At 63.4% G+C, this 15,492-nt stretch carries 13 protein-coding genes; all 13 read left to right on the top strand.

Annotated elements, in window-relative coordinates; translation table 11 throughout:
- The first annotated feature begins 252 nt into the window (after positions 1 to 252).
- The 13 genes from AC57B1_RS01700 (at position 253) to clsB (ending at position 15,261) form a co-directional block, all read left to right on the top strand.
- Positions 253 to 4,347: a DUF3683 domain-containing protein gene (locus AC57B1_RS01700; protein WP_496416388.1), complete on the top strand. Its 4,095-nt coding sequence runs from the start codon at positions 253 to 255 to the stop codon at positions 4,345 to 4,347.
- A 34-nt stretch (positions 4,348 to 4,381) separates the two neighbouring features.
- On the top strand, positions 4,382 to 4,810 hold the full coding sequence (locus AC57B1_RS01695) for an HIT family protein (protein WP_408186523.1): 429 nt from the start codon (positions 4,382 to 4,384) through the stop codon (positions 4,808 to 4,810).
- A 78-nt stretch (positions 4,811 to 4,888) separates the two neighbouring features.
- Complete coding sequence (locus AC57B1_RS01690) at positions 4,889 to 5,302, top strand: gamma-butyrobetaine hydroxylase family protein (protein WP_091800814.1); 414 nt, start codon at positions 4,889 to 4,891, stop codon at positions 5,300 to 5,302.
- A 66-nt stretch (positions 5,303 to 5,368) separates the two neighbouring features.
- Positions 5,369 to 6,100 carry a bifunctional demethylmenaquinone methyltransferase/2-methoxy-6-polyprenyl-1,4-benzoquinol methylase UbiE gene (gene ubiE / locus AC57B1_RS01685; RefSeq protein ID WP_091796750.1) on the top strand — a complete coding sequence of 244 codons (732 nt, stop codon included), beginning with the start codon at positions 5,369 to 5,371 and terminating at the stop codon, positions 6,098 to 6,100.
- Between the two features lie 38 nt (positions 6,101 to 6,138).
- Positions 6,139 to 7,134: a Tim44 domain-containing protein gene (locus AC57B1_RS01680; protein WP_496416387.1), complete on the top strand. Its 996-nt coding sequence runs from the start codon at positions 6,139 to 6,141 to the stop codon at positions 7,132 to 7,134.
- A gap of 153 nt (positions 7,135 to 7,287) precedes the next feature.
- The gene (locus tag AC57B1_RS01675) at positions 7,288 to 7,932 is read left to right on the top strand and encodes a ubiquinone biosynthesis accessory factor UbiJ (RefSeq protein ID WP_496416386.1); all 645 of its coding nucleotides are present in this window, start codon (positions 7,288 to 7,290) and stop codon (positions 7,930 to 7,932) included.
- A gap of 15 nt (positions 7,933 to 7,947) precedes the next feature.
- Positions 7,948 to 9,525, top strand: a complete 1,578-nt coding sequence (ubiB, locus tag AC57B1_RS01670) for a ubiquinone biosynthesis regulatory protein kinase UbiB (RefSeq protein WP_091796747.1) — start codon at positions 7,948 to 7,950, stop codon at positions 9,523 to 9,525.
- A gap of 23 nt (positions 9,526 to 9,548) precedes the next feature.
- Positions 9,549 to 10,172 (top strand): class I SAM-dependent methyltransferase, encoded by a 624-nt coding sequence (locus AC57B1_RS01665; RefSeq protein ID WP_496416385.1) that lies wholly within the window; start codon positions 9,549 to 9,551, stop codon positions 10,170 to 10,172.
- 181 nt (positions 10,173 to 10,353) lie between these two features.
- Positions 10,354 to 10,740: an FmdB family zinc ribbon protein gene (locus tag AC57B1_RS01660; RefSeq protein ID WP_496416384.1), complete on the top strand. Its 387-nt coding sequence runs from the start codon at positions 10,354 to 10,356 to the stop codon at positions 10,738 to 10,740.
- Positions 10,741 to 10,815: 75 nt separating this feature from the next.
- A complete protein-coding gene (locus tag AC57B1_RS01655; RefSeq protein ID WP_091796744.1) occupies positions 10,816 to 11,469 on the top strand; it encodes a DUF502 domain-containing protein in 654 nt (217 codons plus the stop codon).
- Positions 11,470 to 11,532: 63 nt separating this feature from the next.
- Complete coding sequence (aspS, locus tag AC57B1_RS01650; protein ID WP_091796743.1) at positions 11,533 to 13,332, top strand: aspartate--tRNA ligase; 1,800 nt, start codon at positions 11,533 to 11,535, stop codon at positions 13,330 to 13,332.
- Positions 13,333 to 13,501: 169 nt separating this feature from the next.
- Entirely contained in the window at positions 13,502 to 14,005 is a 504-nt protein-coding gene (nudB, locus tag AC57B1_RS01645; RefSeq protein ID WP_496416383.1) for a dihydroneopterin triphosphate diphosphatase, read from the top strand.
- On the top strand, positions 14,002 to 15,261 hold the full coding sequence (gene clsB, locus AC57B1_RS01640; protein ID WP_496416382.1) for a cardiolipin synthase ClsB: 1,260 nt from the start codon (positions 14,002 to 14,004) through the stop codon (positions 15,259 to 15,261). The genes nudB and clsB overlap by 4 nt, the downstream gene beginning before the upstream one ends.
- Positions 15,262 to 15,492 lie beyond the last annotated feature (231 nt).

Genomic DNA, 15,492 nt, shown 5'->3' with positions numbered 1-15,492 from the left:
CGGAAGATGCACTGGCAGCCTCGGATCGCCCACTTGATGCCCACCCCGCGTGAGTCTTGCCCCGCGGCGGAGCGTCTCGTCCGCCACGCACGATCGTGTAGCTGTATCTGAGCGCCACGAAGCGACCGGTGTGGGTTGACCGTCGGTCGTGCTTCGCTCCCCAAGAAAATTTCCAGCATTGCGCGCCACGCGCACCGTCAGCCGGCGCCTCACCAATGAGCGCGCCGGGTTGACCCACCGAGTCGTCCAAACATGAACGCACCTCAAGTTTTCGATCCGCACGGGGCCGCCGCTGCGGTGGCCGCCGATCCCGAAGCGCGTCTGCGCGAAATTCCCTATAACTACACGTCGTTCTCCGACCGTGAAATCGTTATCCGCCTGCTAGGTGACGCCGCCTGGGCCGCGCTTGCCGAACTGCGCGCGGAACGCCGCACCGGCCGTTCGGCGCGGATGCTGTACGAAGTGCTCGGTGACATCTGGGTGGTGCGCCGCAATCCGTATCTGCAGGACGACCTGCTCGACAACCCGAAGCGCCGCGCGATGCTGATCGAAGCATTGCATCACCGTCTGAGCGAGATCGAGAAGCGCCGCCGCGCCGATCTGACCGAACACGGCGATGAAGCGGGCGTGGACCGCGCCGCGCGCGTCGAAACGCTGGTTCAGGCCGCGCGCCGCGCCGTCGACGAATTCGCTAGCGAATTCCAGAAGACCTACGATCTGCGCAAGCGCGCGACCAAGGTGCTGGGCAAGGTCACGGAAAAGGACAACATCAAGTTCGACGGACTGTCCCGCGTCTCGCACGTGACCGACGCGACCGACTGGCGCGTCGAATATCCGTTCGTGGTGCTCACGCCGGATACCGAAGCCGAGATCGCCGGCATGATCAAGGCGTGTTTCGAGCTCGGCCTGACCGTGATTCCGCGCGGAGGCGGCACTGGCTATACCGGCGGCGCGGTGCCGCTCACGCCGTTCTCCGCCGTCATCAATACCGAAAAGCTCGAACAGCTGGGCGCGGTCGAAATGACCGAATTGCCGGGCGTCGATCGTAAAGTCGCGACGATTTTCTCCGGCGCGGGCGTGGTCACGCGCCGCGTGACCGAGGCGGCCGAGCAGGCCGGCTTCGTGTTCGCCGTCGATCCGACCTCGCTGGATGCATCCTGCGTGGGCGGCAACGTCGCGATGAACGCGGGCGGCAAGAAGGCGGTGTTGTGGGGTACGGCGCTCGACAATCTCGCCTGGTGGCGCATGGTCGACCCGGAAGGGAACTGGCTCGAAGTCACGCGCCTCGACCACAACATGGGCAAGATTCACGACATCGAAGTCGCGCGTTTCGAGCTCAAATGGTTCGACGGCAATTACGCGCCGGGCGAAAAGCTGCTGCGCACGGAAGCGCTCGACATCAAGGGCCGCGTGTTCCGTAAGGAAGGTCTCGGCAAGGACGTCACGGACAAATTCCTCGCCGGTCTGCCGGGCGTGCAGAAAGAAGGCTGCGACGGGCTGATCACGTCCGCGCGCTGGGTGCTGCACAAGATGCCCGCGCATACGCGCACCGTCTGCCTCGAATTCTTCGGTCAGGCGCGCGATGCGATTCCGAGCATCGTCGAAATCAAGGATTATCTGTTCGAGACGTCGAAGCAGGGCGGCGCGATTCTCGCGGGCCTCGAGCATCTGGACGAGCGCTATCTGCGTGCGGTCGGCTATGCGACCAAGAGCAAGCGCAACGCGTTTCCGAAGATGGTGCTGATCGGCGACATCGTCGGCGACGATGCGGATGCGGTCGCGCAAGCCACCTCGGAAGTCGTGCGCATGGCCAACGGCAAGAGCGGCGAAGGCTTCGTCGCGGTCAATGCCGAGGCGCGCAAGCGTTTCTGGCTCGACCGCAGCCGCACGGCGGCAATCGCCAAGCACACCAACGCGTTCAAGATCAACGAGGACGTGGTGATTCCGCTCGATCGCATGGGCGAGTACACGGACGGCATCGAACGCATCAACATCGAGCTGTCGATCAAGAACAAGCTGCAACTGGTCGACGCGCTCGAAGCGTTCTTCCAGGCCGGCAAGCTGCCGCTCGGCAAGAGCGACGACGCCAACGAAATCCCGAGCGCCGAACTGCTCGAAGACCGCGTGCAGCAGGCTCTCGATCTGCTCAAGCGCGTGCGCAGGCGTTGGGAATTCCTGCGCGACAAGCTCGATCTGTCGCTTCGTGAAGCGCAGCACTATCTGGTCGGTCTCGGTTACGAAGCGCTGGCGGAGAAGTTCGCCGACCGCGCGGACGCGCAGCCCGATGCCACCGTGTTCCATGTCACGCAGGACCGCACGATCCGCGTGTCGTGGAAGCAGGAAATTCGCGCCGAGTTGCGGCAGATCTTCAACGGCGGCGAGTTCAAGCCGATCCTCGAGGAAGCTCAGGCGATCCACAAGCAGGTGCTGCGCGGCCGCGTGTTCGTCGCGCTGCACATGCACGCGGGCGACGGCAACGTTCACACGAACCTGCCGGTCAACTCCGACAACTACGAGATGCTGCAGGACGCCCACACGGCAGTCGCGCGCATCATGAAGCTGGCGCGTTCGCTCGACGGCGTGATTTCCGGCGAGCACGGCATCGGCATCACCAAGCTCGAATTCCTGACCGAAGACGAGATCAGCGAGTTCCGCCAGTACAAGCAGCGCGTCGATCCGCATGGCCGTTTCAACGCGGGCAAGCTGCTCGAAGGCGCCGACCTGCGCAACGCCTACACGCCGTCGTTCGGCCTGATGGGCTATGAATCGCTGATCATGCAGCAGTCTGACATCGGCGCGATTTCCGAGTCGATCAAGGACTGTTTGCGTTGCGGCAAGTGCAAGCCGGTGTGCGCGACCCACGTGCCGCGCGCCAATCTGCTGTACAGCCCGCGCAACAAGATTCTCGCCACCTCGCTGCTGGTGGAGGCGTTCCTGTACGAGGAGCAGACCCGCCGCGGCGTGTCGATCAAGCACTGGGACGAATTCAACGACGTCGCGGATCACTGCACCGTCTGTCACAAATGCGTGACGCCGTGCCCGGTGAAGATCGACTTCGGCGACGTCACCATGAACATGCGCAACCTGCTGCGCAAGATGGGCAAGAAGAAGTTCAATCCGGGCAACGCGGCCGGCATGTTCTTCCTCAACGCGACCAACCCGCAGACCATCAACCTCGCGCGCACCGCGATGATGGGCGTCGGCTACAAGGCGCAGCGCCTCGGCAACGAAGTGCTGAAGAAGTTTACGAAGAAGCAGACGGCGCACCCGCCGGCAACCGTCGGCAAGCCGCCGGTCACGCAGCAGGTGATCCACTTCATGAACAAGAAGATGCCGGGCAACCTGCCGAAGAAGACCGCGCGCGCGTTGCTCGATATCGAGGACAACAAGATCGTCCCGATCATCCGCAATCCGAAGACGACCACCGCCGACACGGAAGCGGTGTTCTACTTCCCGGGCTGCGGCTCCGAGCGTCTGTTCTCGCAAGTGGGTCTCGCCACCCAGGCCATGTTGTGGGAAGCGGGCGTTCAAACCGTGTTGCCGCCGGGTTATCTGTGCTGCGGCTATCCGCAACGCGGGTCGGGCCAGTTCGACAAGGCCGAGCAGATCGTCACGGACAACCGCGTGCTGTTCCACCGCGTCGCCAACACGCTCAACTACCTCGACATCAAGACGGTGGTGGTGTCGTGCGGCACGTGCTACGACCAGCTCGCCGGCTACGAATTCGAGAAGATCTTCCCGGGCTGCCGGATTATCGACATCCACGAGTTTCTGCTGGAGAAAGGCATGAAGCTCGACGGCGTGAACGGCGTTCGCTACATGTATCACGACCCGTGCCACACGCCGATCAAGACGATGGACCCGGTCAAGCTCGTCAATCAGCTGATGGGCTCGGAGAAAGACGGCTACAAGATCGAGAAGAACGATCGCTGCTGCGGCGAGTCCGGCACGCTGGCGGTCACGCGTCCTGACATTTCGACGCAGGTCCGCTTCCGCAAGGAAGAGGAGATTCGCAAGGGCGCGGCGAAGCTGCGCGGCATTCCTTTGGTGGCCGAAGCCGGCGCGAACGGGATCAATCCGGCCAATGCGTCGGCCGGTTCGGCGGGCGCGCCGGACGGCTCCGTGCTGAAGGCCGGCGACGGTCCGCAGCCGAAGGGCGCCACCGACGTGAAGATTCTCACGAGCTGCCCATCCTGCCTGCAAGGCCTGTCGCGGTACAACGAAGACGCGGGCATCGAGGCGGATTACATCGTCGTCGAGATGGCACGTCACGTGCTCGGTGAAGACTGGATGGTCGACTACGTGCAACGGGCGAACAATGGCGGAATCGAGCGCGTGCTGGTTTAATGGCACGACTGACGATTTTTGCCTGAGGACGACGATGGATTGCGTTTTTTGCCGTGAAGATGGCGGCGATGTGCTGTGGCACGACGACACCTTGCGTGTCGTCCTCGCCGACGAACACGATTACCCAGGCTTTTGCCGGGTGATCTGGAACGAGCACGTGGCCGAGTTTTCCGACCTCGACGGAAACGACCGTGATCGCGTGATGAAGGCCGTGTATGCGGTCGAGCGCGCGATCCGGCGCATCCTTCAGCCTGCGAAGGTCAATCTGGCGAGCCTCGGCAACCAGGTGCCGCACGTGCACTGGCATGTGATCCCGCGTTTTTCGAACGACGCGCATTTTCCACTGCCCATCTGGGCGCCGCGCCAGCGCACGGTGTCCGAAGCCATGCTGTCGTCGCGTCGCGCGCAAGCTACCTTGCTGCGTGAAGCGGTGCGGCAGGAAATCGAACAGGCTCTTGGTTGAGCGCCCCCGAACCTGTTGCGTCGCGCGAGGCCCCTGAAGGGCAAGAAAACTCGCGGCGGCGTTCTCTATGAGGTCCACATGAGCGGATTGACTCCCGATACTCCGGTGCCGACCGGCGTCGTCGTGCATTCCAAATCGCGCGTACTCGAATTGCAGTACGCAAACGGCGAATCGTATCGCCTGCCGTTCGAACTGTTGCGCGTGTATTCGCCGTCGGCGGAAGTGATGGGCCACGGGCCCGGCCAGGAAACGCTGCAGACCGGCAAGCGCGAAGTGACCATCACGATGATCGAAGGCGTCGGCAACTACGCGCTGCAGCCGACTTTCTCCGACGGCCACGCCACCGGTATCTATTCCTGGGACCTGCTGTACGACATGGCGGTGCGCCAGGATGAACTCTGGGGCGCGTATCTCGCCAAACTTCAGGCGGCGGGCGTCGATCGCGATACGCCCATGGTCCAGGCCGGCGCTGCGCACGGGCACTGTCACTGATACGATTCGCCCCATCGCCGCGCTGATGCGGCGCAACATTTCAGAATACGCGAAAGGACAAGCGCGATGAGCAAAACCCACTTCGGCTTTCAATCGGTCGACGAACAGGACAAGGCGCAGAAGGTGGCGGGCGTGTTCCACTCGGTTGCCGCCAACTACGACTTGATGAACGACCTGATGTCGGGCGGGTTGCACCGGGCGTGGAAGATGTTCACGATCGCCCAGGCCAACGTGCGGCCGGGCTACAAGGTGCTCGATATCGCGGGCGGCACGGGCGACCTGTCGAAGGCGTTCGCGAAGCAGGCCGGCGAAACCGGCGAAGTCTGGCATACCGACATCAATGAATCGATGCTGCGCGTGGGCCGCGACCGCCTGCTGGACAAGGGCGTGATCACCCCTGCGCTGCTGTGCGACGCCGAGAAAATTCCCTTTCCGGACAACTACTTCGACGTCGTGACGGTGGCTTTCGGTCTGCGCAACATGACGCACAAGGACGTCGCGCTGGCGGAAATGCGGCGCGTGCTGAAGCCGGCCGGGCGTTTGCTGGTGCTGGAATTTTCGAAAGTGTGGGATCCGCTCAAGAAGGTCTACGACGTCTATTCTTTCAAGGTGTTGCCGTGGTTGGGCCAACGCTTTGCGAAAGATGCGGAGAGCTATCAATACCTCGCGGAATCGATCCGGATGCATCCGGACCAAGAAACTTTGAAAACAATGATGGAACAAGCGGGCCTGGACGGCGTCAAATATTACAATTTGTCAGCTGGCGTGGTAGCTTTACATGTGGGGACCAAATACTAGGGTTCCTAACCCATCGATTTTTAAAGGAAAGTACGAAAATGTCCGATTCAGGTGCGTTATCTCCCCGTAAGGTTAAGCGGTCGCTGGTGAGAAGAATCGGACTGATCGCGATGGTCGGCCTGATCATGGCCGGCTCCCTCGCTTCGCTCGATGCGGAAGCTCGCCGCATGGGCGGTGGCCGCAGTATCGGCCGTCAGTCGAATAGCGTGACGCAGCAATCCGCTCCGTCGCAACCTTCCCAAAGCAATCAGGCCACGCAGCAGCGCGCGCAGCCCGCACCGGCGCCCGCGCCAACGCCGGCCGCGCAGCCTAACCGTTCGCGCTGGCTGGGACCGATCGCCGGTCTGGCGGCCGGTCTGGGCATCGCCGCTTTGCTGTCGCACTTCGGTCTGGGCGGCGCGTTTGCCGGCGCCATGGCCAATATCATTGTGATTGCGATCATTGCGATGATCGGTATCTGGCTGATTCGCCGTTTCATGGGCCGCAAGCGCGACGCGGTGCAACCGGCGTACGCGGGCAGCTCGCCGTCGTTCAATTCGAGCGGCACGGGCTACTCACCGCAGGAGCCGCGTTATAACGCCCCGCCTACCGGCTCGTATCTCGAACCGCAAGGCAATCCGCTGAACATGCCGACCATTAATGCCGCGCCGGTCGTGCCGGCCGGCTTCGATTCGGAAGCGTTTCTGCGTAACGCCAAGGTCTACTTCGTGCGCCTGCAAGCGGCTTGGGACGTCGGCAACACGGAAGACATCCGCGAATTCACCACGCCGGAAATGTTCGCCGAGGTGAAGGTCGATCTGTCTTCGCGCGGTGCCGAGACGAATCAGACCGATGTGGTGCAACTCAACGCCGAACTGTTGGGCGTGGAAGAGCGTGCGAACGAATACTTCGCCAGCGTGCGCTTCTCGGGCCTGATCCGCGAAGCGCCGGGCGCGGCGGCGGAGCCGTTCGTCGAAGTCTGGAACCTGTCCAAGGCGAACCGCCCCGGCGAAGGCTGGCTGCTGGCCGGCATCCAGCAGGTGGCGCAGCACTGAGACAACCGCGCGCCGGGGCCGCGGCAGGACCACACCTCCTGACCGGGCTCCTCGCGTTGGCCGTTCGGCATAGCGAGCCGCGAAGCGAACGGACGTTACAATAGGAACCCGCGCGGGCACCTCGCTCGCGCGGGTTTTTTCTTGCCACTTTCAATGACCCTCGCCGCCAAGCCATTCGCTGCTGCTGTCAATCATCTGCTCGCCCGCGAATCGTGGGCTCGTGAGCGCCTCGCCCCCTACGCGGGCAAGACCGCGAAGCTGTCCTGTCCGCCGGTCGTGCTGATGCTGCTGGTGCAACCGGACGGCTATCTGAGCGCCGTCGCCGCTACCGAGGCGCAACAGTTCGACGTGACCATCTCGGTGCCTTCCGACGCGCTGCCCGCCTTCGTGCAAGGCGGCCAGGCGGCGGTGATGAAGCACGTCAAGATCGAAGGCGACGCCGAATTCGCCACCGTGATCGCGAAGCTCGCCGAACATCTGCGCTGGGAGCCGGAAGAGGATCTGGCGAAATTCATCGGCGACGGCCCGGCGTGGCGGGTGGCGTCAGTTGTGCGCACCGTCGGCGAACATGTGCAGCGCACCGGGCGCAACCTGCTCGATACCGCCGCCGAATATCTGCTCGACGAGAATCCGCAACTGGTGCGCCGCGCCGCGCTCGAGGACTTCAACATCGAACTGGCCCGCGCGCGCGACGCACTCGCGCGCGTGGAAAAACGCATCGAGCGTCTTGAACAGAAGGTCGAAGCCCGCGGCGCTCTTGCGCCGAGCGGCGCCGCCACGTCGCGCGGCACGCGCTAGTCACCGGGCACAACTATGCGTTTTCTGCGTTTCCTCAAGATTTTCTTCACGGTCATCCGCTTCGGTCTCGATGAGATGATGCTCAGCCGCGTCAACGACCGGCGCGTGCGTCTGTTGCTGCGTATCACGACTATTGGCCGCAAGTTCGACGCGCCGCCGGGCGTGCGTCTGCGGCTCGCGCTGGAAAGCCTCGGGCCGATCTTCGTCAAGTTCGGGCAGGTGCTGTCCACTCGGCGCGATCTATTGCCGGTGGATATCGCCAACGAACTGGCCAAGCTGCAGGATCAAGTGCCGCCGTTCGATTCGGCGGTGGCGATCGGGCTGGTCGAAAAGTCGCTCGGCGCACCCGTCGACGTGCTGTTCGACGACTTCGAGCGGGTGCCGGTGGCGAGCGCCTCGATCGCGCAGGTGCACTTCGCCACGGTGAAGGCCGGGCAACACGCGGGCAAGGCTGTCGCCGTGAAGGTGCTGCGCCCGAACATGCTGCCGGTGATCGATTCCGACCTCGCGTTGCTGCGCGACATCGCCGTGTGGGCCGAGCGCCTGTGGGCCGACGGCAAGCGTCTGAAGCCGCGCGAGGTGGTCGCCGAATTCGACAAATACCTGCACGACGAGCTCGACCTGATGCGCGAGGCGGCCAACGGCAGCCAGTTGCGGCGCAACTTCGCCGGGCTCGATCTGCTGCTGGTGCCAGAGATGTACTGGGAATTCTGCACGCCCACGGTGCTGGTCATGGAACGCATGGTCGGCGTGCCGATCAGCCAGGTGGAGACGCTGCGCGCGGCCGGCGTGGATATTCCGAAACTGGCGCGCGAAGGCGTCGAGATTTTCTTCACCCAGGTGTTCCGCGACGGTTTTTTTCATGCCGACATGCACCCGGGCAACATTCAGGTGAGTCTCGATCCGAAGCACTTCGGCCGCTATATCGCGCTCGACTTCGGCATCATCGGCGCGCTGTCGGATTTCGATAAGAACTACCTCGCGCAGAACTTCCTCGCGTTCTTCAAGCGTGACTATCATCGCGTCGCCACGCTGCATCTGGAGTCGGGCTGGGTGCCGCCCACTACGCGCGTCGAGGAACTCGAGAGCGCGATCCGCGCGGTCTGCGAACCGTACTTCGACCGCGCTTTGAAAGATATCTCGCTGGGCCAGGTCCTGATGCGGCTGTTCTCGACCTCGCGCCGCTTCAATGTCGAAATCCAGCCGCAACTCGTGCTGCTGCAAAAAACCATGCTGAACGTGGAAGGGCTCGGCCGTTCGCTCGATCCTGAACTGGATCTGTGGAAGACCGCCAAGCCCTACCTCGAACGCTGGATGAACGAACAGATCGGGCTGCGCGGCTGGTACGAGCGCCTGAAGATCGAGGCGCCGCAGTGGAGCAAGACGCTGCCGCAGTTGCCGCGCCTGATTCATCACGTGCTGGCCGAGCGCCACGACCACGCGCGCGGTGCAAACGACGAAATGATTCGCCAGATTCTGCTCGAGCAGAAACGCACCAACCGTTTGTTGCAAGGTTTGCTGCTGTTTGGCGTGGCGGTCGGCGTCGGCGCGGCGCTGGCGCGGGTGTTTCTTGCGTTCGCCTACGGCGGTTGATTGCATTCTCAACGAGGTATTTGATGAGCGACCCGACCCAGCCTTCCGCGCCCGACTTCGAAACGCGCGATCCCAACTCGCCCGCTTTCTGGGACGAACGATTCGAGCGTCGTTTCATGCCGTGGGATCAGGCGGGTGTGCCGTCCGCGTTTCAGGCGTTCGCCGCTCGCCATAGCGGCGCCGCGGTGCTGATTCCAGGTTGCGGCAGCGCGTACGAAGCGCTTTGGCTGGCGGGGCAGGGCAACCCGGTGCGAGCCATCGACTTTTCGCCGGCCGCCGTCGCGGCGGCGCACGAGCAGCTGGGCGCGCAGCACGCGCAACTGGTGGAGCAGGCGGACTTCTTCGCGTATGAGCCGCCGTTCACGCCCACGTGGATTTACGAGCGCGCATTCCTCTGCGCGCTGCCGCCGGCGCGCCGCACGGATTACGCGCGACGCATGGCCGATCTGTTGCCCGGCGGCGCGTTGCTCGCCGGCTTCTTTTTCCTCGGCGCGACGCCAAAAGGGCCGCCGTTCGGCATCGAGCGCGCGGAACTCGACGCGCTGCTCTCACCGTACTTCGACTTGATCGAAGACGAAGCCGTGCACGATTCGATCGCCGTCTTCGCGGGACGTGAGCGCTGGCTAACCTGGCGCCGCCGCGCTTGAGGGCGTAGCTGCGACGCTGCCGGCGGCGCGGGCCGCACTTGATTCAACCGCGGCTGCCCCCACTTGACTGGGCGGCGCCTACGTCGGGCGCTCGACCCCAAAATCCGGGGGAGGGGCATCGTTTGCGGCTATAATTCAAGGCTTTGCAAGCGTTTACAAGATTTCAGTAGGGAAAAGGATCATGCCGATCTACGCTTATCGTTGCGAATCATGCGGCTTCGGGAAGGATGTGCTTCAGAAGATGAGCGACCCCCAGTTGACGCAATGTCCCGAGTGCGGGAAAGACACTTTTCGCAAGCAGGTCACTGCTGCCGGCTTTCAGTTGAAGGGCTCCGGCTGGTACGTGACTGATTTTCGCGGCGGCAATGGCGGCACGAGCGCGCCTGCCAAGCCCGACGCCAATGGCGCCTCGAATGGCGCCACCGGCGAAAATGCGGGCGCCAATAATGGCGCCGCAGCGCAAACCGACACGGCTTCGGCCGGTTCATCGAGCGCGGCCGCAACGCCGTCCGCGCCTGCTGCCGCACCGGCCGCTTCGGCGAGTTCGAGCGGTTCCGGCAGCGCCTAGTGGGACTGCCGCCCTGCGGGGCGGCGCACACGCCGCGCGTTGGGTTTCGGCCCGCGCGGCTTTCTGGCGGTACACATGACGACGAAAAAAACGACGCTCAAATCGGTGTTCCTGACTGGCCTGCTGGTGCTGGTGCCTCTGGCCATCACACTGTGGGTGCTCGGCCTGATCATCGGCACGATGGACCAGACCCTGCTGCTGCTGCCGCGCGCGTGGCAGCCGGAGCGCCTGTTCGGCTTCCGCCTGCCCGGCCTCGGGGCGGTGCTCACGCTGGCGTTCATCTTTGTCGTTGGGCTGTTGACGCAGAACTTCATTGGGCAGAAGCTCGTGAAGTGGTGGGAAGTCGTGGTCGCCCACATTCCGGTGGTCGGCCCGATCTACACCAGCGTCAAGCAGGTGTCCGACACCCTGTTGTCGAGCAGCGGCAACGCGTTTCGCAAGGCGCTGCTGATCGAGTACCCGCGCCGCGGCTCCTATACGATCGCGTTTCTGACCGGTATTCCGGGCGGCGACGTGCTCAACCACCTGAAAGAAGATCACGTCAGCGTGTATGTGCCGACTACGCCGAACCCCACGTCCGGCTTCTTCCTGATGGTGCCCAAGAGTGAAGTGATCGAGCTCGACATGACGGTCGACGCTGCGCTCAAGTACATCGTCTCGATGGGCGTCGTGGCGCCGTCCGCGCCTCCGGCGCCGGTGCGCCGCACGACAGTCGAGCCTCCGCTGTAACGCGGCACGTAGCGTTTTAATGCCACGCGCCGTTCAACCAATGCAAAACGAAAGACAAACATCATGTCGATGAGATCTGAATACTGCGGTCTGGTGACCGAAGAACTGCTGGGCCAATCCGTCTCGCTGTGCGGCTGGGTGAGCCGCCGCCGCGACCATGGCGGCGTCATCTTCATCGACCTGCGCGATCGCGAAGGCCTCGTTCAGGTCGTGTGCGACCCCGACCGCGCAGAGATGTTCAAGGCGGCCGAAGGCGTGCGCAACGAGTTCTGCCTGCAGATCAAGGGTGTGGTTCGCGCTCGTCCGGAAGGCACCACGAACGCTGCGCTGAAGAGCGGCAAGATCGAAGTGCTGTGCCACGAGCTGATCGTGCTGAACCCGTCGATCACGCCACCGTTCCAGCTCGACGACGACAACCTGTCGGAAACCACGCGTCTTACCCACCGCGTGCTGGACCTGCGCCGTCCGCAGATGCAGCACAACCTGCGTCTGCGTTACCGCGTCGCGATCGAGGCGCGCAAGTATCTCGACTCGCTGGGCTTCATCGACATCGAAACGCCGATGCTCACCAAGAGCACGCCGGAAGGCGCGCGCGACTACCTCGTGCCGTCGCGTACGAACCCGGGCCAGTTCTTCGCGCTGCCGCAATCGCCGCAGCTGTTCAAGCAGTTGCTGATGGTGGCGAACTTCGATCGCTACTACCAGATCGTCAAGTGCTTCCGCGACGAAGACCTGCGCGCCGACCGTCAGCCGGAATTCACGCAGATCGACTGCGAAACCTCGTTCCTGTCGGAACAGGAAATTCGCGATCTGTTCGAAGACATGATCCGTCATGTGTTCAAGGAAACGATCGGCGTCGCGCTGGACGAAAAATTCCCGGTCATGCTGTATTCGGAAGCTATGCGCCGCTTCGGTTCGGACAAGCCGGACCTGCGCGTGAAGCTCGAATTCACGGACCTCACGGATGCTGTCCGCGACGTCGACTTCAAGGTGTTCAGCGTGCCGGCCAACACGAAAGACGGCCGCGTCGCGGCCATTCGCGTGCCGAAGGGCGGCGAACTCTCGCGTGGCGATATCGACAGCTACACGGAATTCGTGCGCATCTACGGTGCGAAGGGTCTCGCGTGGATCAAGGTCAACGAAGTCGCGAAGGGCCGTGACGGTCTGCAAAGCCCGATCGTCAAGAACCTGCACGACGAAGCGGTCAAGGCGATCATCGAGCGCACCGGCGCGCAAGACGGCGACATCATTTTCTTCGCGGCGGATCGCGCGAAGGTGGTGAACGACAGCCTCGGCGCACTGCGTCTGAAGATCGGTCATTCGGAATTCGGCAAGGCGAACGGCCTGGTCGAGACCGGCTGGAAGCCGCTGTGGGTGGTCGACTTCCCGATGTTCGAATACGACGAGGAAGACAACCGTTACGTGGCCGCGCATCACCCGTTCACGAGCCCGAAAGACGAGCACCTCGAGTATCTGGAAACGGATCCGGCGCGCTGCCTCGCCAAGGCCTACGACATGGTGCTGAACGGCTGGGAAATCGGCGGCGGTTCGGTGCGTATTCACCGTGAAGAAGTGCAGAGCAAGGTGTTCCGTGCGCTGAAGATCAACGCGGAAGAAGCGCAAGCCAAGTTCGGCTTCCTGCTCGACGCGCTGCAATACGGCGCGCCGCCGCACGGCGGTATCGCGTTCGGTCTGGACCGCATCGTCACGATGATGGCCGGCGCCGATTCGATCCGCGACGTGATCGCGTTCCCGAAGACGCAACGCGCGCAGTGTCTGCTCACGCAGGCGCCGAGCGAAGTGGACGAGCGCCAGCTGCGCGAGTTGCACATCCGTCTGCGTCAGCCGGAACCGAAGGCGTAATGGACTGAAGGCAGTCAGTGCTGTCTGAAAACGACAGCAGAAGCAACCGGAAAAGGCGCTCATGCGCCTTTTTCGTTTTTTGCGTTACAGTCGATGCAACTGTGTTCGACCGCTGGTCGAACCACTCTCCGACCTGTACCGCGCAAGCGTTGCTCCCAGTTTTTACGCCATGCCGAAACCGCCGAAGATTCCGCAATCCGTACTCGTCATCATTCATACACCCGCGCTCGACGTACTGTTGATCGAGCGCGCCGATCACGCCGGTTTCTGGCAGTCGGTCACGGGCTCCAAAGATCAACTCGATGAACCGCTCATCGAGACGGCGGCGCGCGAAGTCGCCGAAGAGACCGGCATTGTGGTGGGCAGCGAGCGCGTGCCGCAGAGCGCGCTGTTTGACTGGCAGTATTCGATCGAATACGAGATTTACCCGGAGTTCCGGCATCGCTACGCCGAAGGCGTGATCCACAACACCGAACACTGGTTCAGCCTGCAGGTGCCCGAGCAACTCGAAGTCACGCTGGCGCCACGCGAGCACACCGCATTTCTGTGGCTACCCTATGACGAGGCGGCATCGCGCTGTTTTTCCTCGTCGAATGCAGACGCGATCCTGCAGTTGCCTAAGCGGCTCGGTGCGCGTGCTGTCGCTGGGCATCCCACGGAGCGTGGCCGATGAGCGTCGGCGGCGCGCGCCGTTTCGCCCGACTGCGGCAAGCGCTGCTCGGCCGCCGCTATTGGCAGCGCTACCGGTTCACCAGCGGCAACGACGTCAAGCTGCTGCGCTCCGGCGAAGAGTTCTTCAGCGCACTGATCGCACGGGTCGACGCCGCAGAGAGCGACGTGGTGCTCGAAACGTATATCTTCTGCTACGACAACGCCGGGCAGGCTGTCAGCGCGGCGCTAAAGCGTGCCGCCGAGCGCGGCGTCAAAGTGCGCGTGATCACCGACGGCATCGGCACCGCGCGCTTGCCGATGTTCAACGAGTGGCCCGACGCCGGCATCGACCATCGCATTTACAACCCGCACCTGTTCGGCCGCTTCGGCTTCTCGCGTACGCATCGCAAACTCGCGGTGATCGACGATCAGTTCGCCTACTGCGGCGGGATCAACATCGTCGACGACTACGAGAACAACGGCGAGAAGCTGCCGTATCGGCGCTGGGATTTCGCTGTCGAATTGCACGGGCCGGTGGTCGGCGATATCCGCCAGGCGTTCGAGGTGCAATGGCGCAGGATTCGCCTCGGGCATCGGCCGCTCGAGTCCATGGCGCCGGATCTCGGGCCGAGCACCACGGCTTCGCTCGGCAGTCTGCGCCGGCGCCGCCGCCGTCGTAACGAGGAGTTGTGGGCGGGCGGTCAGCCTTGCGTGGCGTTCGTCGCGCGCGACAACCTGATCAATCGGCGCGCCATCGAGAAGGCCTATCTGGCGGCGATCGGGCAGGCGCGCAATGAAGTGCTGCTCGCCAATCCGTACTTCATGCCGGGGCGCAAGCTGCGGCGGGCGCTCGTGTACGCGGCGCGCCGCGGCGTGGAGGTGAAGCTCATTATCGGGCGCAAGGAATTCAAGGCGCTCGATTATGCGGTGCCGTTTCTCTATCGCTCGTTGCTCAAGGCCGGCGTGCAGATCGCGGAGTATGAGAAAACGCTGCTGCACGGCAAGGTCGCGGTGGTGGATTCGAACTGGGGGACGGTCGGCTCGTCGAACCTCGATGCGCTGAGCCTGATGCTCAACAACGAAGCCAATGTCGTGCTGGTGAACGACCCGTCGATCGATGCGCTGCGCGAGGCGATCCTCGTCGCCTTCAAGGACGCGCGTCGCATCGACGAGGCGCGCTACGACGCGCGCCCGGCCGGTGAGCGTGTGCTCAACTGGCTCGCCTACACGACTTACCGCGCGGTGATGAAGCTGCTTACCGTCGGCGGATATGACTGACAGCGTGGTAACGCGCTGAGCCACGCTCGGCAGGCTCAAGTGCAATGCTTGAGCCGTCTTGCCATGCGTCGATGCACGGCATGCCACGTTTCGGAACGGTCCTAGAGACGGGCCGCCTCTCTGGCAAACATAATCTGCGCTCCTTATCGATCGGGCGACCCGGCGAATTGCACCCGCCACTCAACTCCCCCGCTCGTCACGCCTCGCTGCCGTTTCGACTGCGCGCTCACG

It is taken from the genome of Paraburkholderia sp. BGA-UO-ETr-F21, assembly GCF_059567925.1.
Note: the sequence above shows the minus strand (reverse complement) of the source record. Positions and strands in the feature narration are given on the sequence as shown.